Source organism: Arthrobacter pascens, from assembly GCF_017052465.1.
Lineage (GTDB): Bacteria > Actinomycetota > Actinomycetes > Actinomycetales > Micrococcaceae > Arthrobacter > Arthrobacter pascens.
The window spans coordinates 43785-62261 of record NZ_JAFHKT010000145.1; the positions used below are offsets into that span (position 1 = coordinate 43785).

Below are 18477 nucleotides of genomic sequence, written 5' to 3' on the forward strand. Positions count from 1 at the left end.
ACAAGAGACGCCTCACTGCAGTAGGTTCAGTGCTCATGCTGTTTCTGGCCACATTCACGTCAACGTCCGGGGCCGCGGCGGCCGCGAAGGCAGCCGCGCCGGAGTTCTGCGGGCCAGGGTCCGCCATCAGGTTTGACCGCTCCGTTTTCCCCAAGAAACCGAAAATCGACAACGATTGGTTCCCACTCAAGCCGGGCATGCAGTACACGACCACCGGCACGGTTAAGACCGCCACCGAAACCACGGTGCGGACGGTTGTGCACACCGTGACAGGCCTCACCAAGGTCGTGGACGGCGTGAAGACTCTCGTGATGTGGGACAGGGACTACAGCGACGGCGAGCTCGTGGAGTCCGAACTTGCCTTCTTCGCCCAGACCAGGAAGGGCGACGTGTGGCTCTTCGGGGAGTATCCGGAAGAGTTCGAAAACGGCAAGTTTGTGGGCGCGCCCAGCACGTTCATCCACGGGCTCGACAAGGCGCAGGCGGGAATTGCCATGAAGGCCAAGCCCCGGATCAATGCTCCCCACTATGTCCAGGCCTACGCTCCGGAAGTGGATTTCCTGGATTGCGGTGATGTCCTGAAGAAGCACCAGCAGGTCCGGGTGCCCACCGGCCACTACAAAGATGTGCTGGTCATTGACGAATACAATCCGCTCGAGCCGGCCAGCGCTGGCCACCAGCGGAAGTTCTACTCGGAAGGCATAGGGCTGGTTAGGGTGACGGCCGTGGGCGGTGTGGAACGGGAAACCATGGACCTCGTCAAGATCAAGAAGCTCAGCGACGACAAGCTGCGGGAGATCAACCGGCAGGCGCTCAAGATTGACAAGCATGGGTACACGGTCAGCAAGAATGTGTACGCAAAGACGCCGCGCGCCGAGGTCTCGACGCCGGAGGATGACGACTGAGTGACGGCAACGGCCCCGGACCCGTGGCTTCCACGGATCCGGGGCCGCCCGGGGCCAGGCCCGGAACTACCTCACGGCAGCGCTACTTCACGTCCTCGTCCACCCAGTCCATGGACTTGGTCACAGCCTTCCTCCACAACCGCAGCTGGCGGTCCTGCTCCGCCTTGTCCATCGTCGGCTCCCAGCGCTTGTCCTCGGACCAGTTGGCGGACAGCTCGCCGAGGTCCTTCCAGAACCCGACGGCAAGGCCGGCGGCGTAGGCTGCGCCGAGCGCGGTGGTCTCCACGACCTTCGGCCGGATGACGGGGACACCCAGGATGTCCGCCTGGAACTGCATAAGGGCGTCGTTGGCGACCATGCCGCCGTCGACCTTCAGCTCGGTGAGCGGAACGCCCGAGTCTGCGTTGACCGCATCGAGCACCTCGCGGGTCTGGAAGGCGGTGGCCTCCAGCGCTGCCCTGGCAATGTGGTTCTTGTTGACAAACCGCGTGAGGCCCACGATGGCGCCGCGCGCATCGGACCGCCAGTACGGAGCGAACAGGCCCGAGAAAGCCGGAACAATGTACACGCCGCCGTTGTCCTTCACGGATGCCGCCAGGGTTTCCACCTCCGGTGCGCTGCTGATCATGCCAAGGTTGTCGCGCAGCCACTGGATGAGCGAGCCGGTGACGGCGATTGAGCCTTCCAGGGCGTAGTGCGGCGCGGCGTCCCCCAGTTTGTACCCAACCGTGGTCAGGAGGCCGTTCTTGGAATGGACGATCTCCTCGCCGGTGTTGAAGATGAGGAAGCAGCCAGTGCCGTAGGTGTTCTTGGCCTCGCCGGTCTCGAATGCCGCCTGGCCGAAGGTGGCCGCCTGCTGGTCCCCGAGGATGCCCGCTACCGGAACCTCGCGCAACAGCTGGGACGTGTGGACGGTGCCGTAGACCTCGGAGGAGGACTTGATGGCCGGCATCATGGTGGCGGGGACGCCGAAGATGCCCAGGATCTCCTCGTCCCACTGCAGGGTGTCCAGGTCCATGAACAGGGTCCTGGAGGCGTTGGTGACGTCGGTGACGTGTACTCCGCCGTCCACGCCGCCGGTCAGGTTCCAGAGCACCCAGGCGTCCGTGTTGCCGAAGATCAGGTCCCCGGCCTCAGCCTTCGCCCGGGCGCCCTCCACATTGTCCAGTATCCACTTGATCTTGGTGCCGGAGAAATAGGTTGCCAGCGGCAGGCCCACCTTCTGCTTGAAGCGGTCCGCCCCGCCGTCCCTCGCCAGTTCATCCACAATCGGCTGGGTCCGGGTGTCCTGCCACACGATGGCGTTGTAGACGGCCTTGCCGGTGGTCTTGTCCCAGACCACCGAGGTCTCGCGCTGGTTGGTGATGCCGACGCCGGCGATGTCGTGCCTCGTCAGGTTCGCCTTGGACAGTGCGGAGGCGATGACCTCGCGGGTGTTGTTCCAGATCTCTGCCGGATCGTGTTCCACCCAGCCTGCCTGCGGGAAGATCTGCTCGTGCTCCATTTGTCCGGAGGAGACGATGTTGCCGGACTGGTCGAACACGATGGCCCGGGTGCTGGTGGTGCCCTGGTCAATGGCGATGATGTATTGGCTCATGATGACGTCCTTGTCGTTGTGGAGTATGTCTGGGAGTTGGAGTGGGTCGGGTAGTGCTGTAATTCAGGGCCGCCGTGTTGCGATTACGTGGCCGCGGTGAAGACGATCGGAAGCAGCCCGGCGAGGCCTGCCAGAGTTCCGCCGATCAGCGGCCCCACCACGGGGATCCACGAGTAGCTCCAGTCGCTGGAGCCCTTGCCCTTGATGGGCAGCAGGGCGTGGGCAATGCGCGGTCCGAGGTCGCGGGCCGGGTTGATGGCGTAGCCGGTGGGACCGCCCAGGGATACGCCGATGCCGACGACGAGGAGCGCCACCGCCAGCGGGCCAAGCCCCGAGGGGGTGCCGCCGAAGGTGAGGATCACGAAGACCAGCACGAAGGTGCCGATGATTTCAGTGGCCAGGTTCCAGGGCGTGGAGCGGATGGCCGGGCCCGTGGAGAAGACACCGAGCTTGCTGGCCGGTTCAGGTTCCACATCGAAGTGCTGCTTGTGCGCCAGCCACATGACCACGGCGCCCAGGAAGGCCCCGAGCATTTCTCCGCCGAAGTACGTGAACGTGGACGCCGCGTCCACCGGAACGCCCGGAGCGTACTCCTGCTTGCCGTTGACCAGCAAGCCCAGGGTGACCGCCGGGTTCAGGTGGGCGCCGGACCTGGCGGCAACAAACACGCCGGCGAATACGGCGATGCCCCATCCCCAGGTGACCATCAGGAACCCGCCGTTGTTGCCCTTTGTGCCCTTGAGCGCGACGTTGGCCACGACGCCGCAACCCAGCAGAGTAAGCATCGCGGTTCCGAAGACTTCGGAAAGAAAAACCAATCCAAGAGACATCTTTGACTCCTTGTTTTCTGTTGTGGGTCCTTCGTGAGTTTGAAGGACGGGTGTGCCGCCAATGCTTTGGCCTTGGCGGCGGCCGGGACCGGTCGGCTGCGTGACCTGTCCCGGCACATGTGTCCGGGCTGCCCTGCCCGGGCACCGGGCCTAGGCGACCAGGCTGTGGACCTCGACGCCGTGGGACCGCTTGAGCACCTCCTCCGCGTGGTGGATCTCGGCGGCGCGCTCTGACGCGTCCCAGCCCAGCGGTTCGGCCAACGTGTCCGCGACCTCGTTCAGCAGCTCGCCCGTGACCAGCCCGCGGAACGCCAGCGACGTCCGGCGGACCAGGACATCCACGAGGTGGCCGACCTGCTCATGTGCCGCCATGAATTCCAGCTCCCGGACGCTCAGTTCCCGGGTTGAACGGAGCAGGCTGTCGGGGCCCCCGTCGAGGTACCGGATGACGTCCTCGGCACGGGTGCCGTATCTCGTCAGCAGGCCGGTGACCCTGTCGGCGTCGCGGGAGCCGTTCATGTGCGCCTTGATCCATTGCTGGATCCCGGCATCAGAGTCCGGGAAGCCGGCGCCGCCGCCGATGGCGAGTTTCGCCGTCGAAACCTTCCGTTCCATGCCCAGTTCGGCGAGGACGTCGTTGCTCAGGTGTTCCGCGAGTGCCCGGAACGTGGTCCATTTGCCTCCCACGAGGCTGAGGACGACGGCGCCGCTGCCGCCGGCTTCCGGGGCGCGCCGCTCGATCCGGTAGTCGCGGGAGACGAAGCCGGGCTGGGTGGCGTCGTGCCGCGGAAGGGGGCGGACGCCTGAGAAGGTGTAGACGATCTGTTGCCGGTTCACCGCGATGTCGGGGAAGACGTGCCCGATTAGATCGAAGAAGTAGTCGATCTCATCGTCGGTGCACACGGCGTCCTCGGACATGTCGGCGTCGACGTCCGTGGTGCCCACCAGGACGCGGTCGCCCATCGGGTAGATCAGGACGATCCGGCCGTCCGTGTGCTCAAAGAAGATCTCGCGGCCGTTGCACGCCGCCAGCAGGCCAGGGTGGTCGAGGACGATGTGGGAGCCCTTGGTGCCGCCCATGAAGGATGACGGCGCACCCATCGCCTGGTTGGTGAGGTCGACCCAGGCGCCCGTGGTGTTGATGATGATGTCCGCGGTGAAGTCGAAGACCTCGCCTGTCAGTTCATCGCGGAGCTCCACCGTGCTTGAGCCCGCCGAGGCGGCCTTGACCGAGGCCAGCGAGAGATAGTTGCTGGCACGCGCGCTGCCTTCCGCCGCGGCGCCGGCCCTCTCCCCGTCCTGGAGGACGTCCAGCGTGAGTCGCTCCGGGTTGTGGACGGAGGCGTCGAAGTACGTGGCCGTGTATTTGACCCCGGGGTGCAGCAGTGGCAATTCAGCCAGCGCCTTCTTGCGGCCGCGGAACTGGTGGCGGGGGACGCTGCCGCCGTCGCGGGAGAAGGAGTCGTACAGGCTGAGCCCGAGCTTGATGAGGAAGGCACCGCGTTCTTTGGGCTTGCCGTGTTGCTTGTGGGTCAGGAAACGCAGCGGCGCCGCGAGGACCCCGGAGAAGGTGCTGAAAATCGGAATGGTGGTTTGCAGCGGCTTGACGTAGTGGGGCGCGATCCGGAGGAGGCGGTTGCGTTCCACCACGGATTCCCGCACGAGGCGGAACTCGCCGTTTTCGAGGTAGCGGATGCCGCCGTGGATCATGTGCGAGGATGCGCCGCTGGCGCCCTGGCAGTAGTCGCCGCGCTCCACGAGCGCCACGTCGACGCCCTGCAGGGCCAGATCTCGGAAGGTGCCGACCCCGTTGATGCCGCCTCCGACGATCAGCACACGGGCGTTGGGGCGATGCCGCAGGTTGGCCACGGATGCACGCGCTGTGCTGTGCGCTGCACCGGAGGTGAACGGATGGCCGGATGAATCCTTGAGTCCCAAAACTGCTCCTTTGGGTTTGGTCCTTGGGCTGTTACAAACGGCACGCTGTGGAGCGGACCGCCTTTCATCACCTATTCTTCGAAGCAATGGAAAATGTAGTCAAGCACAATGCACAAACGTGCAGAACGGAGCAGCGATGCCGCGTCCACGCCATTCCGAAGCCCTTCGGGCAGCCCAGCTCTATTACCTTCAGGACCTGACCATGGACGCCATAGCCCGTGAACTGCGCACGTCCCGGTCCACGGTTTCCCGGCTCCTTTCGGCCGCCCGGGAGACGGGACTGGTGCAGATCCAGATCCGCAGTCCGCTGGACACCGGCCCCGAACTGGAGCGGCTGATCCGGTCCCAATACGGGGTGGATGTGCACGTGGTGCCGGTGCTGGACACGCTGAATGAGGCGGAAACCCTGGACCGCGTGGCAATGCAGGCCGCCCGGACCATCGGTCCCCTCGTGGATTCGAACGCCATCATTGGCGTGGCGTGGGGTGCCACGCTCAGCGCCGTCAGCAGGCACCTCACCCGGAAGATCACCCATGACACCATCGTTGTGCAGTTGAACGGTGCGGGCAATATGCAGACGACGGGCATCACGTACGCGAGCGACATCATGCGCCGCTTCGGCAGCGCCTACGGTGCCCGGGTTGAGCAGTTTCCCGTACCGGCCTTCTTTGACCACGCGGCGACCAAGACCGCCATGTGGAATGAGCGCAGCGTTCAGCGCATCCTGGATCTGCAGTCCCGGATGAGCATCGCAATCTTCGGTGTCGGGTCCGTGGACGCGGACTACCCCAGCCACGTGTACGCCGGCGGCTACCTCGACGAGGACGACCTGAACGTCCTGGCCAGCTCCGACGTGGTGGGCGACGTGGCCACGGTGTTTTTCCGGGCCGACGGTTCCTCCGACGGCATCACGCTGAACGAACGGTCCACCGGACCTTCCCTTGACCAGTTGCGTCAGGTCCGCCGGCGGATCTGCGTGGTGTCCGGTGCGTCCAAGATCAACGGGCTGCGTGGAGCATTGGCGGCGGGTCTCGCCACCGACCTGATCCTGGACGAGGCGTCCGCCCGCCGGCTGGTCAGTTTCGACGAAGGCAGCTGAACGGCACGGTCCGCGCCTCCAGCTTTCACGGCACGGCTTTCACGGCACGGCTTTCACAGCACGGCGGACTGGGAACCCGCCGGCGCCGCCGCCGATTGTTCCGGCGCGGCGACTGCCTTAGCGGTGGCCGGCACAGCGGTTGGTTCGGGTTTCTGTTGCGGTTCCTCTGCGGGCTCCTGCGTGACTTCCCCGGCAGGAACAGGCGTTGGAGCCGGGGCAGAGCTCGGGGCGGTCCGGCGCGAAGGGGTGGGAGTCGGAGCAGCAGAAGCAACAGGAGCCGGTGCGCTCGGCGCAGGGGCCGGCTTTGCAGGGGCTGTCGCCTTTGCAGGGGCCGTCGCCTTTACGGGGGCCGGTGCAGGGACAGCGGCCGAGGGTGAGGAGGACTTCCTCTTTGACGCGGTGCTCTTCGGCGTTTCATTCTCATGGTCCGCCGCCTCATGGTGGTGGCTTTCTGTGAGGGGAACCGCCCACGCGGGCTCGTCCGTCGTCCTGCCGGCCTTCCGATAGTCCGTCAGTGCTATGTCGGCAAAGGGCTCCGCCTGGCGAAGCGGCAGCAGCGTCCATTTCTCGGGATCCGTATGGCTGCCGTTCAAAACCGTTTCGAAATGGAGGTGGCATCCTGTTGAGGAACCGGTGGTCCCGACCTTGGCAATGACTTCCCCGACCTCTACCGGCTGGCCCTTCTTGACGGCGATGCCTTCCAGGTGGTTGTAGGTAGTAATGAGGCCGTTGCCGTGATCGACTTCCACTCTGTTGCCGCCACCCCATCGATGCCATCCCACTGCGCGGACAACGCCGGCATCCACTGAGTAAACGCGGGTTCCGCAGGCGGCGGCAAAGTCCAAACCCCAGTGAAACTCCCCTGCCGAGCCAGTGATCGGACTCTTCCGCAACCCATAGCGTGAGCTGCGATGAAGAACCTCAAGTGGCGCCATCAGGGTTCCGGCGGAGGGGCGCCGCCGTTGGGCCTGCGCGGCATCGAGTTTCCTGACCACTTCCTTCGGCCTGGTAAGGACTTCGGTCCGGCTGTAGGACAAGACTGCCCCCGCCGGGGCCGAGACAGCGGCGGCGCCGGGAACGGAGTCCCGGCCAGCCATCGCAACGGCGGCGGAGCCGAGCGGCGATCTGACCGCTATGGTGTCAGGCATCTGGGCCGCCACCTCCCCGGACGAAAGTGCCGGGCCGCTGCCGTGGAATCCAACGGCATGTGCCGCAACGACCGCGGTGCCGGCCACGGCCAGCCGAATGGCGTGTCGACGATGCTTAGCAGCGCGCCGGGCAGCGGCCTGTGCCAGATGTTTTGCCAACGGAATCTCCCCCATGAAGGCCGCCTGGATGCTGCTGCGTGGCGGTCGTTTCTACCATGGGACCATGCTGGGCGGGCCGGTGGAATCACGTTGGCCGCGTATGTGGATAAGCTCGGAAAATCTTGCCCTGAGCGTCTCCCAAACTGCGCAAATCTTCGCACGATGCTGAGCAAGCCCGGCGAGGAGCGGGTAACCGGGCTGAGGCTCAGGTTCCGCAGAAGGTCCGGTAGGTGCCGAAGTCCTCCGGGGCGGCGGCCGCGTAGCGCTCCAGGCCGGGGCGCTCGTCAAAGGGCGAGGACACCGCGTCCAGGAGCCGGCGGAGCGGATCCAGGTCACCTTCGGTGGCGGCAGTGAGGGCCTCCTCCACGAGGTGGTTTCGGGGAATGTATGCAGGGTTGACCCGGTCCAACGCGCCGGCGTCCGGATCCAGCGCGCGCCAGCGCTCGGCCCAGGCATCGAACCCTGCCGGTTCGGGGAACAGGTCACGCGCAGGTCCGGCCTGGCCGCGGGCGGCCCTGCCGAGGCGCCGGAAGAACGAGGTGTAGTCGACCTCCCCCTCCTGCAGGAGAGCCAGGATGTCGTCGATGAGAGGCGACGCCACGTCGTCGTCGAGGCCCTCCTGCAGTCCGAGCTTGGCCTTCATTCCCGCGAACCAGGCGGCACTGTACTGCCGGCGGAATTCGCCGAGTGATTCCACAGCGAATTCCACGCCCTTCTCCTGGTCTTCGTGGAGGAGGGGCAGGAGCGACTCGGCGAGCCGGGCAAGGTTCCACTCCGCCACCACCGGCTGGTTGCGGTAGGCGTAGCGTCCGCCCTCGTCGATGGAACTGTAGACGGCGGCCGGGTCGAATGCCTCCATGAAGGCGCACGGCCCGTAGTCGATGGTCTCCCCCGAGATCGTCATGTTGTCCGTGTTCATGACCCCGTGCACGAACCCCACCAGCATCCAGCGGGCCACCAGCTTCGCCTGGGCGGCCACCACCGCCCGGAACAGGGCTCCATAGCGGTCCTCGGCCTCCATCGCGGCCGGGTAGTGGCGGGTGATGGCGTAATCGGCGAGACGGCGAACGAGGCCCACGTCGCCCGTGGCCCGGGCGTACTGGAAGCTGCCAACGCGCAGGTGGCTGCTCGCGACCCGGGTGAGCACGGCCCCCGGGAGGACCGTCTCACGCTGCACCGGACGCCCTGTCGCCACCACCGCGAGCGATCGTGTGGTCGGAATGCCCAAGGCGTGCATCGCCTCGCTCACGACGTATTCGCGCAGCATCGGTCCGACGACCGCCCAGCCGTCACCGCCCCGGGCGAACGGTGTGCGGCCCGAGCCTTTGAGGTGGATGTCGCGCAGCTGGCCGTCCGCGTGCGCCAGTTCGCCCAGCAGGAGTGCGCGCCCATCGCCGAGACGCGGGGCGTACCAGCCAAACTGGTGGCCGGCGTAGGCCTGCGCCACCGGAGTGGCCTCCGCGGGAACCTCGGTCCCGATCAGCAGAAGCAGGCCTTCCGGACTCCGCAGGAATGCGGGGTCGAGGTCCAGTTCGGCGGCGAGTGGTTCGTTGAGCACCAGCAGTTGCGGGTCCGGAGCGTCTTCCGCCCGCCAGGGAATGGCCAACTCCGCGAACTCCCGGGCGAAGCGGCCGCCAAAGGTGACGGCTGACTGGGCTGTGTCACTCATCTATCAAGGATACCGGCGCCACGGCCACCGGGTGGCGAGCCGGACTCCGCGCGGCAGCCCGGCCGTATCGGTAGAGTCATAGCCATGACTACCTCACCCCGGCTCAGCCTGAACAACGGCGTGCTGATCGACCAGTTGGGATTCGGCCTCTACAAGGTCCCGCGGGACGAAACAGCGAAGCTGGTAACCATGGCCCTCGAAGCGGGATACCGGCACTTCGACACTGCCGCAATGTACGGCAACGAATCCGGCGTCGCGCGCGGCATCGTTTCCCTGTACGGCGTGGAGGCCGTGCGGGGCGGCTCCGGAGAATCTTCGCCGCCCACGTCGCGGGAAGACCTGTTCATCACCACGAAGGTCTGGAATGACGACCACGGCTACGACGCCACGCTGCGGGCCTTCGACACTTCCATGATCAATCTGGGGCTGGAATATGTGGACATGTACCTGATCCACTGGCCGTGCCCCAGGCGTGGACTGTTCCAGGAAACCTACCGTGCGCTCGAAACGCTCTACCGGGAGGGCAAGGTACGGGCGATCGGTGTCTGCAACTTCCAGCCGCAGCACCTGGACCGCCTCCTGGAGACCGCCGAGGTAGTGCCCGCCGTCAACCAGATCGAGCTCCATCCGTGGCTGCAGCAGGCGGAACTGAGGGAAAAGCACCGCGAGCTGGGCATTCTCACCGAGGCCTGGAGCCCGCTGGGCCGCGGGCAGATCCTGGAGGACCCGGACATTCTGGCGCTCGCCGCCGAGCACAGGGTTTCGGCGGCCCAGATCATTCTGCGGTGGCACCTGCAGCTGGGAAACGTCGCCATCCCCAAGGCAAGCTCCTGGGACCGGATCCGCCAGAACCTCGACATTTTCGGCTTTGAGCTGTCTGCCTTGGACATGGCCGATATCGCCGGCCTGGACCGCGGCCACCGTACCGGCTCCCACCCCGACAACGTCAACTAGGATTCCTCCAGCAATGAAAACAGCAGACTCCGAGCCGTCCACCACGCCGTCCCTCTTCAGCGGCAGCCTTGCTGCCCGGACCAGGGCCTCCGAGATAGGCCTCGCGGGCGGCACTGTGGCGTACTGGACCTACGAGCCGGTCCGGACCACCCCGGAGACGCGCACCATCCTGGTCATCCACGGCTTCCGCGGCGACCACCACGGGCTGCTGCGGGTGGCGGACCAACTGCCTGAAATGCGTCTGGTCATGCCGGACCTTCCCGGTTTCGGCAGCTCTGAGGCATTTGCCGACGGCGAACACAGCGTCCGCCGGTACGGGCAGTTCATCGGCGACTTCATGGAGGCGCTCGGACTGGGGCCGGACACGGTCCTGCTGGGCCACTCATTCGGATCCATCATCGCCGCCCACTTCGTGGCCGACCATCCGCAGGCCATCCGGCCGCTGATCCTGATCAACCCGATCGCGGCGCCGGCCCTCGAGGGCCCCAAAGGCCTCATGACTCGGCTCGCGGTGCTGTACTACCGCCTCGCCGCCCGCCTCCCCCGCCGCATGGGCCTGCAGCTGCTGCGCAGCCGGCTCATTGTCCGCGTCATGAGCGTGGCCATGGCGAAGACCAAGGACAAGGAGCTCCTGCGGTTCATCCACGGGCAGCACAACGCCTACTTCAGCGCGTTCGCCAACCGCGAGAGCCTGCTGGAATCCTTCACAGCGTCCGTCAGCAGCAATGTCACGGAGGTGGCAGGCAAGCTCACGCTGCCTGTCCTGCTGGTGGCCGGGGAAAAAGACGAAATCGCGCTTCTCCGTGACCAGCACAAACTCGCCGGCTCCCTGCCGGACGGCAGGCTGGAGGTGATTCCCGGCGTCGGGCATCTGATCCACTACGAAACTCCGGAACCCGCCGCGGGTTTCATCCGCCGCTTCCTTAAGGACCACGCTGCGTGAAAATTGTCATCGACGCCCGCTTCACCCGGACCGACCACCATGACGGCATCAGCCGCTACGGTGCCAGCCTCATCGCCGCAACCGCAAAAATCGCGGACGTGTCCATGCTCATCAGCGACCCCCGGCAGCTCGCCCTGCTGCCCGATGTGCCCTACACGCTGATCAACAGCCCGCTCTCCCCCTTGGAACTATTCGTTGCAAGGACGGTGAACACGCTGGGCGCCGACGTGGTGGTCTGCCCCATGCAGACCATGGGCACGTGGGGGCGGAAGTACGGCCTGGTGCTGACGCTGCACGACCTGATCTACTACGAGCACCCGGCCCCGCCCGGCTTCCTGCCGGCCCCGGTCCGCATCCTGTGGAGGCTCTACCACAAGGCGTTCTGGCCCCAGCGGCTGCTGCTCAACCGCGCCGATGTGGTGGCTACCATCAGCCGCACCACCGAGGCACTGATGGCCAAGTACCGGCTGACGAACCGTCCGGTCCGGATCGTCAGCAACGCGCCGCAGCCCTCGCAGCTCCCCCGCGACCCGGAGGCGGGCGCGGACAAGACCCTGCTCTACATGGGCTCGTTCATGCCGTACAAGAACGTCGAGACCATGCTTGCCGGGATGGCGGAGCTGCCCGGTCATACACTGCATTTGCTGAGCCGGATCACCCCGCAGCGCCGGGCCGAGCTGGAGGCCCTGATTCCGGCGGGCGCCAAGGTGGTCTTCCACAACGGCGTGACCGACGACGAGTACACCGCGCTGCTCAAGCGCACCACCGCCCTGGTCAGCCTGTCGAAGGCCGAAGGTTATGGTCTGCCGCTCGTGGAGGCCATGGCGCTGGGCACCCCTGTGATCGCCAGCGATATTCCGATCTTCCGCGAAGTGGGCGCCGACATCGCCAGTTACGTGGATCCGGATTCACCGGCGGCCTTCGCCGCTGCTGCGCGCAGCCTCGACGACGTCCGGCACTGGCAGGACGTGTCACGGCGTTCGGTGCAACGGGCCCGCGACTTCAGTTGGGACGCCTCAGCGCGGCAGCTGGTGGGGGTGGCGGCGGAAGTCATGGCCCTGCGCGGCAAGAAGCAGCTCCGCTAGAGAACGTCCACGCCGTCGAGCCTCAGCTGGACGGGATCGTCGGTGCGCTTCGCCGCGCTGGCGGCTTTCACCGCCCGAAGGACCCGGGTTACCGTGCCAGCCTGCCCGTACGGAATGAAGAGCAGGGTCCGGACGTCCTCACTTCCGGCATCCACCGCCGGCTTCCCGGCCGCCTTCGCCGGAAAAGGAGGTTGTCCCGTCAGCAGCGGCGCCGGGCCGGCAACGCGCAGCTCCACTCCTTCCGCCTTCAGCCGTCCGGTCACGGAGGCCGTGAAATGCCCGACGGCGGTCCGGCCGCCGGTCACGGACGCAACGCGTACCGCAGGCGGGAGCTGCAGTTCCGTGCGAAGCCCCAGTTCGCGCTGCGCATAACCCGCGGGGTCCCACCGCAGCAGCGCACCCACGGCAGCGGTGTCGTCAGCCGTGATGACCACCACCCCGCCCTCCGCTGCAGGCCGCACCAGCGACGCTGCGTTGAACCAGCGCCGCACGGCGTCCTCCCCCGCCCGGAGGTTTTCGCGCCGCAGGAGGGAGTCGCCGTCGAGCAGCAGGGCCGCCGCGTACCCGCCGTCGGCCACCGGCTCGGCGCCGACGGTGGCCACCACGAGCGATGCGGCATCCGGAACGCTCGCTTTGACGTGGTCGCCCGAGGACGTCACCACGGGTTTTCCCGGGAAGGCCCGTCCCAGCTCCTCCGCGGTGCGCAGGACCCCGGTGGCGCCGCGGCGCAGATGGGTGTTGTTGCAGTGGCCGCACCGCCATGCCGGGGCCGGGGCTGAACACCACCGGCACTGCGGCACGGCCGAACTGCCGGAAGCCCCCGCAATGGCCAACGGCCCCTGGCACGACTGGCAGCGGGCCGGTTCACGGCACCTGTCGCAGACAAGGGACGGTGCGTAGCCGGAGCGGGCCACCTGGACGAGGACTGGGCCGCGTTCCAAGCCATCCTTGGCGGTCCGCCAGGCCGCGCCGGGCAGCCGTGCAATCCGGGCGAGGGGATCGCGTTCCTGTTCAAAGCTGTCGGCGGTGTTGAGGACGCGGGGAACGGTCCTGCGGACCACCGGGCGTGCGGCATCGACGGGCATGGCCCAGCCCGCGTCCACGAGGCGCTGCGCCTCCGTGCTGCGGGTGTGCCCGGCCAGCAGGCAGGCGGCGCCGTCCTGCTCTGCGCGGAGGAGCAGCACTTCCCTGGTGTGGGCGTAGGGAGAGCGCTGCTCGATGTGGAGGTCGTCGCCGTCGTCCCAGCACACCACGAGGCCGAGGTCCCGGACGGGCGCATACGCCGCCGAGCGGGTGCCCACGGCCACGCCGGCGGTGCCGTTGAGGACCTGGAGGTAGCTGCGGTAGCGCGGCGTCTGGCCATCGTCCGCCGTGAGCCTGGCGAGGTCGGAGGCCGGGAGGAGCTCCTCCAAGGCCGCCTGGACCCGGTCAAGGTCCCGGTAATCGGGCACCACAACAACCGCGCCGCGTCCGGATTGCCGGACCGCCGCGACCGCCTCGGCGATCAGCCGCGGCCAGCCGCCGGGGCCGAAGCCCTGCAGGGCGCTGAGCACGGCCCGCGGCGATCCGCCGCCGTTGAGGTGGCGCAGGAAGGCGCTGCCGTTCCGGTATTCCGCCCAGGCCGGGCCGCCGTTGGGTGCTTCTGAGCGCAGTGGCTGTGTCTCCGGCCCTGGGGAAGGCTGCCCGCCCGGTTCGTCGGCCGCGAGTTCCTTCTCCACCTTGGCGACCCGCGGCGGGATGGCGACCCGCAGGACGTCGCTGACGGTGCCCGCGTAGCGGGCCGCAACACGGTTGGCGAGTTCCTTGAGCCCTGGGGGCAGGACAGCGACAGGCGATACCACCTTGTGGAGCGGCACCAGCTCATGGCCGGCGTCGGACTCGGCCGTCCGCTCAAGAACGTAGCCGCTGAGTTCCTGCCCGCTGAACTTGACCTTGACGCGGACCCCGGCCTGGGCTGTGTCAGCCATCTCCGCGGGAACGCTGTAGTCGAACGGCCGGTCCAGGTGCGGCAGCGAAGACTCAATGAGAACACGGGCCACCGGCAGGCTGGCCGCAAGGGGCGGCCCCGCTGCAGTCCTGGGACTGGCGGGGAAGCCCTGGAGCAGGGAAAGCTGCTGCGGCTTGTTGGTCATTGCCCGCCCTGCATTCAGTGCCATTTAATGCCTGCCTCCGTCCCGGGTCAACCACCAGCCAAGCACCCGGGTATGACATTTTCGCGGCTCAGGCGTTGAAGTATGCCTTCAGGTCGTCCACGCGGTCCAGGCGCTCCCAGGTGAAGTCCGGGTCGTCGCGGCCGAAGTGGCCGTGGGCGGCAGTCTTCGCGTAGATGGGGCGCTTCAGGTCCAGGGCGTCGATGATGGCGCGGGGGCGGAGGTCGAAAATTTCGGCGATCGCGGCGCTGATCTTTGCCGGATCGACCGTTTCAGTACCGAACGTCTCCACGTAGGTGCCCACCGGACGGGCCTGGCCGATCGCGTAGGCGATCTGGATCTCCGCCCGCTTGGCAAGTCCGGCCGCGACCACGTTCTTGGCCACCCAGCGCATCGCGTAGGCCGCCGAGCGGTCGACCTTGGACGGGTCCTTGCCGGAGAAGGCGCCGCCGCCGTGCCGGGCCATGCCGCCGTAGGTGTCGACGATGATCTTGCGGCCCGTGAGGCCGGCGTCTCCGACCGGGCCGCCGATGACGAAGGCACCGGCGGGGTTCAGGATGTTGGCGGTGCGTGAGATGTCCAGGTTCGCGAGGGCCAGCACGGGGTCGATCACGTGCGCGGCGAGGTCAGCGCGGAGCTGGTCGAGGCTGAAGCCTTCGGCGTGCTGGCTGGAAATCACGATGGTCTCCACCGACACGGGACGGTCGCCGTCGTAGCCGATCGTCGCCTGGGTCTTGCCGTCGGGACGCAGGTAGGACAGTTCGCCGCTCTTGCGCACCTCCGTCAGACGCTCAGAGAGGCGGTGCGCGATCCAGATCGGGGTCGGCATGTAGGAGGGGGTCTCGTCGCTGGCGTAGCCGAACATGAGGCCCTGGTCCCCGGCGCCCTGCAGATCGTAGTCGTCTACCTGGCGGCCTTCCCTGGCTTCCAGGGAGTTGAAGACGCCACCGGCGATGTCGTTGGACTGCTGGCCAATGGACACGGACACGCCGCAGCGGGCACCGTCGAAACCGTTCGCCGACGAGTCGTAGCCAATACCCAGGATGGTCTCGCGGACGATCTGTGGAATCTCGACGTAGGCGTCCGTGGTCACCTCTCCGGCAACGTGGACCAGGCCCGTGGTGGCCATGGTTTCCACGGCGACGCGCGATTCCGGATCCGCGGCCAGCAGGGCGTCCAGAATGGCGTCGCTGATCTGGTCACAGATCTTGTCCGGGTGGCCTTCAGTCACCGACTCGGAGGTGAAGAGCCGGAGCGCGGAGGGTACGGACCCGTGGGATTCAGGAATGTGCAGCGGTAAAGTCACTCAACTACCTTACTTGTTGGCAAACGGACGGGCGGCGGCGTGTGTCCCCATGCTAAGGAGACATTGCTTACGCCGGTCAGGTTCGCGGGAAGACCCTGCTCAGCTCGGCGCCGATCCGGTCGATGACGACGGCGGCGACATCATGCTTGGTGCCGGACGCCGACTGGGGTTCGGAGCCGGCGCGGGAAAGGATGACCACTGAATTGTGGTCCTGGCCAAAGACCTTGTCCGAGCCCACATGGTTGACCACCAGGAGGTCGCAGCCTTTGCGCTTAAGCTTTTCTGCGGCGTATTCCAGGACGTCGCCATGGGCGTCGCCGGTTTCGGCGGCGAAACCGACCACAAGCTGGCTGGTTCCGCCGGCGTCGCGGACGGTTACGAGCTCGTGGAGGATATCGGGGTTCCGGACGAGCGAGACGACGGGGTCGGCGTGGCCGTCCCGTTTTTTGATTTTGGTGCCGGACACGTCCGCCGGGCGGAAATCCGCCACCGCCGCGGCCATGATGACGACGTCGGAACCGGCTGCCGCCGACAGCATGGCGTCCCGGAGTTGCAGGGCTGTCTCGACCGACACCACGTCGACGCCCGACGGAGCGGGCACCTCCATGTGGGCGGCCACCAGGCGCACACTGGCCCCGGCATCCCGGGCCGCCTCAGCCAGGGCGACACCCTGCTTCCCGGAGGAGCGGTTGCCCAGGAACCGCACCGGGTCCAGCGGCTCACGGGTTCCGCCGGCGCTGATGGTCACGGTCCGTCCGGCGAGGGGGAAGAGCGGAGCTTCCGGAGAGCCGGGGGCGGCGTCACGGAGACCGTGGACCAGGGCCAGGGCCGCTTCGTAGATCGCCTCGGGTTCGGGCAGGCGGCCGGGGCCGGAATCAGAACCCGTCAGCCTGCCGCTGGCAGGCTCGAGCACGGTGACTCCCCGGCTGCGCAGTGTTTCGACGTTGGCCTGCGTGGCGGCGTGCTGCCACATCTCCGTGTGCATGGCCGGGGCGAAGAGGACAGGCCCGCCGGCCATCAGCAGGGTATTTGTCAGGAGATCGTCCGCCTGGCCAGTGGCCGCGCGGGCCAGCAGGTCCGCAGTGGCCGGGGCCACGACGATCAGGTCTGCCTCATGGCCAAGGCGTACATGGTTCACAAGGTGGACGTCGTCGAAGACGCTGTTGCTGACCGTATTCCCGGAGAGCGCCTCCCAGGTTGCCACGCCAACAAACCGGGTGGCAGCGTCGGTGGGGATGACGGTGACGTTATGGCCGGCTTCAGTAAAAAGCCGGAGGAGCGATGCCACCTTGTAGGCGGCAATCCCTCCCCCGACTCCGAGGACTATGCGCACGTGATCTCCGTCAGCAGGCAGTCTTTTACTCTGCGGATGTTACTCGGACGCCTCGATGGGCGTGGAGACGAGCTTGCCTTCGTTGATCTCGCGCAGGGCGATGGACAGCGACTTCTCGTTCAGCTTGGTGTCGACCAGCGGGCCGACGTACTCGAACAGGCCCTCGTGGAGCTGGGCGTAGTAAGCATTGATCTGACGTGCACGCTTGGCACCGAAGATCACCAGGCCGTACTTGGAATCGGCTGCCTTGAGCAGCGAGTCGATCGGCGGGTTGATGATGCCTTCAAGGTTCGTGGACACGAATTCTCCAAATTTCTAGCGGGCTGATGTGGCTTCTGCGGTTAGCGCGGGTGCGGGGTCAGCCCCATGAGTGAAACAAGCTCGTCCGCTGCCCGGCGAACGTCGTCATTAATGACGGTGTGGTCGAACTCCGGTTCAGCAGCAAGCTCTACTTTACCGGTTTCCAGCCGCCGCTGCTGTTCCTCGGCCGATTCTGTGCCGCGGCCCACCAGACGGCGCACCAATTCTTCCCAGCTCGGGGGTGCCAGGAACACGAACTGCGCGTCGGGCAGGGCCTGCTTGACCTGGCGCGCTCCCTGCAGGTCGATCTCCAGCAGCACCGAGCGCCCCTCGGCGATGGCCTGCTTCACCGTGCTCTTCAGGGTGCCGTAGGTGTTCTGCCCATGCACCACGGCCCATTCCAGGAATTCGCCGGCGGCCACCAGGGACTCGAACTCCTCCTTGGACTTGAAGTAGTAGTGCACTCCATCGATCTCACCGGGCCGAGGGGCACGGGTGGTGGCTGATACCGACAGCCAGACCTCCGGGTAGTTGTCCCGGATATAGGTGGACACGGTGCCTTTGCCAACAGCCGTAGGACCAGCGAGGACTGTCAGTCCGGGTTTCTTGCTCACGTATTCCTTTGGGCGGTCTTCAGATGACTCTGTACGGATGAATCTACTTCTCGTTCATAAAATCTACCAGCGCCCGGCGCTGGTGCACGCCCAGTCCGCGGACCCGCCTCGACGCTGCGATGCCCACGGTCTCCATGATGGCGGCCGCCCGCACCTTCCCGATTCCCGGCAGGGCCTCTAGCAGTTCGGACACGCGCATCCGGGCGATGGCGTCCTCACTGCCTCCGGAGTCCAGCACCTCGGCGATGGACAGGTCTCCGGTTTTGAGCTTCTCTTTGGCAGCGGCCCTGGCGGCCCTTGCAGCGGCGGCTTTCTTTAGCGCATCAGCACGTTCCTGGGCTGACAAGGGTCGCAAGGTCACGGTTATCCCCCGGGGGTCGCCTATGGATCCACGGCCTGGGCCGTTGGACTTGTCCTGAACCTACTCCTCGGCGGCGGCAGAAATCA

Annotated in this window: 16 protein-coding genes; 5 read left to right on the forward strand and 11 right to left on the reverse strand. The window is 66.6% G+C overall.

The genetic code is table 11. The annotated features are described in order from the left end of the window. The first annotated feature begins 35 nt into the window (after positions 1–35). Positions 36–905: a hypothetical protein gene (locus JYA52_RS14615; RefSeq protein WP_240460390.1), complete on the forward strand. Its 870-nt coding sequence runs from the start codon at positions 36–38 to the stop codon at positions 903–905. A gap of 82 nt (positions 906–987) precedes the next feature. Here JYA52_RS14615 and glpK read toward each other — a convergent pair whose 3' ends face one another. The 3 genes from glpK to JYA52_RS14630 all read right to left on the reverse strand — a co-directional run bounded on the left by glpK (position 988) and on the right by JYA52_RS14630 (position 5270). After that, positions 988–2502: a glycerol kinase GlpK gene (gene glpK / locus JYA52_RS14620; protein WP_205653902.1), complete on the reverse strand. Its 1515-nt coding sequence runs from the start codon at positions 2500–2502 to the stop codon at positions 988–990. A gap of 83 nt (positions 2503–2585) precedes the next feature. Then, positions 2586–3332 (reverse strand): MIP/aquaporin family protein, encoded by a 747-nt coding sequence (locus JYA52_RS14625; protein WP_205653903.1) that lies wholly within the window; start codon positions 3330–3332, stop codon positions 2586–2588. A 150-nt stretch (positions 3333–3482) separates the two neighbouring features. Beyond that, positions 3483–5270 (reverse strand): glycerol-3-phosphate dehydrogenase/oxidase, encoded by a 1788-nt coding sequence (locus tag JYA52_RS14630; RefSeq protein WP_205653904.1) that lies wholly within the window; start codon positions 5268–5270, stop codon positions 3483–3485. Positions 5271–5406: 136 nt separating this feature from the next. Between JYA52_RS14630 and JYA52_RS14635 the strand changes: the two genes are divergently transcribed. Continuing rightward, entirely contained in the window at positions 5407–6369 is a 963-nt protein-coding gene (locus tag JYA52_RS14635) for a sugar-binding transcriptional regulator (protein ID WP_205653905.1), read from the forward strand. Positions 6370–6422: 53 nt separating this feature from the next. Here JYA52_RS14635 and JYA52_RS14640 read toward each other — a convergent pair whose 3' ends face one another. After that, positions 6423–7517 carry a M23 family metallopeptidase gene (locus tag JYA52_RS14640; RefSeq protein ID WP_205653906.1) on the reverse strand — a complete coding sequence of 365 codons (1095 nt, stop codon included), beginning with the start codon at positions 7515–7517 and terminating at the stop codon, positions 6423–6425. 364 nt (positions 7518–7881) lie between these two features. Further along, positions 7882–9345: a protein adenylyltransferase SelO gene (locus tag JYA52_RS14645; RefSeq protein ID WP_205653907.1), complete on the reverse strand. Its 1464-nt coding sequence runs from the start codon at positions 9343–9345 to the stop codon at positions 7882–7884. An 84-nt stretch (positions 9346–9429) separates the two neighbouring features. Between JYA52_RS14645 and JYA52_RS14650 the strand changes: the two genes are divergently transcribed. Genes JYA52_RS14650 through JYA52_RS14660 form a run of 3 tightly spaced genes read left to right on the forward strand, consistent with a single transcriptional unit; the run spans position 9430 to position 12327 of the window. After that, entirely contained in the window at positions 9430–10299 is an 870-nt protein-coding gene (locus JYA52_RS14650) for an aldo/keto reductase (RefSeq protein ID WP_205653908.1), read from the forward strand. A gap of 13 nt (positions 10300–10312) precedes the next feature. Further along, positions 10313–11242: an alpha/beta fold hydrolase gene (locus JYA52_RS14655; protein WP_205653909.1), complete on the forward strand. Its 930-nt coding sequence runs from the start codon at positions 10313–10315 to the stop codon at positions 11240–11242. Further along, positions 11239–12327: a glycosyltransferase family 4 protein gene (locus JYA52_RS14660; protein WP_205653910.1), complete on the forward strand. Its 1089-nt coding sequence runs from the start codon at positions 11239–11241 to the stop codon at positions 12325–12327. Before JYA52_RS14655 ends, JYA52_RS14660 begins: the two co-directional genes overlap by 4 nt. Here JYA52_RS14660 and JYA52_RS14665 read toward each other — a convergent pair. From JYA52_RS14665 to mihF, 6 genes are all read right to left on the reverse strand, one after another. After that, positions 12324–14483 (reverse strand): primosomal protein N', encoded by a 2160-nt coding sequence (locus JYA52_RS14665; RefSeq protein WP_240460366.1) that lies wholly within the window; start codon positions 14481–14483, stop codon positions 12324–12326. The genes JYA52_RS14660 and JYA52_RS14665 overlap by 4 nt on opposite strands. Before the next feature lie 64 nt (positions 14484–14547). Further along, positions 14548–15783 (reverse strand): methionine adenosyltransferase, encoded by a 1236-nt coding sequence (metK, locus tag JYA52_RS14670; protein WP_205653911.1) that lies wholly within the window; start codon positions 15781–15783, stop codon positions 14548–14550. A 76-nt stretch (positions 15784–15859) separates the two neighbouring features. Next, complete coding sequence (gene coaBC, locus JYA52_RS14675; RefSeq protein ID WP_205653912.1) at positions 15860–17116, reverse strand: bifunctional phosphopantothenoylcysteine decarboxylase/phosphopantothenate--cysteine ligase CoaBC; 1257 nt, start codon at positions 17114–17116, stop codon at positions 15860–15862. A gap of 39 nt (positions 17117–17155) precedes the next feature. Next, on the reverse strand, positions 17156–17416 hold the full coding sequence (rpoZ, locus tag JYA52_RS14680) for a DNA-directed RNA polymerase subunit omega (RefSeq protein WP_205653913.1): 261 nt from the start codon (positions 17414–17416) through the stop codon (positions 17156–17158). A 41-nt stretch (positions 17417–17457) separates the two neighbouring features. Beyond that, positions 17458–18030 carry a guanylate kinase gene (gene gmk / locus JYA52_RS14685; RefSeq protein ID WP_205653914.1) on the reverse strand — a complete coding sequence of 191 codons (573 nt, stop codon included), beginning with the start codon at positions 18028–18030 and terminating at the stop codon, positions 17458–17460. Between the two features lie 43 nt (positions 18031–18073). Next, entirely contained in the window at positions 18074–18385 is a 312-nt protein-coding gene (mihF, locus tag JYA52_RS14690) for an integration host factor, actinobacterial type (protein ID WP_240460394.1), read from the reverse strand. Between the last annotated feature and the right edge of the window lie 92 nt (positions 18386–18477).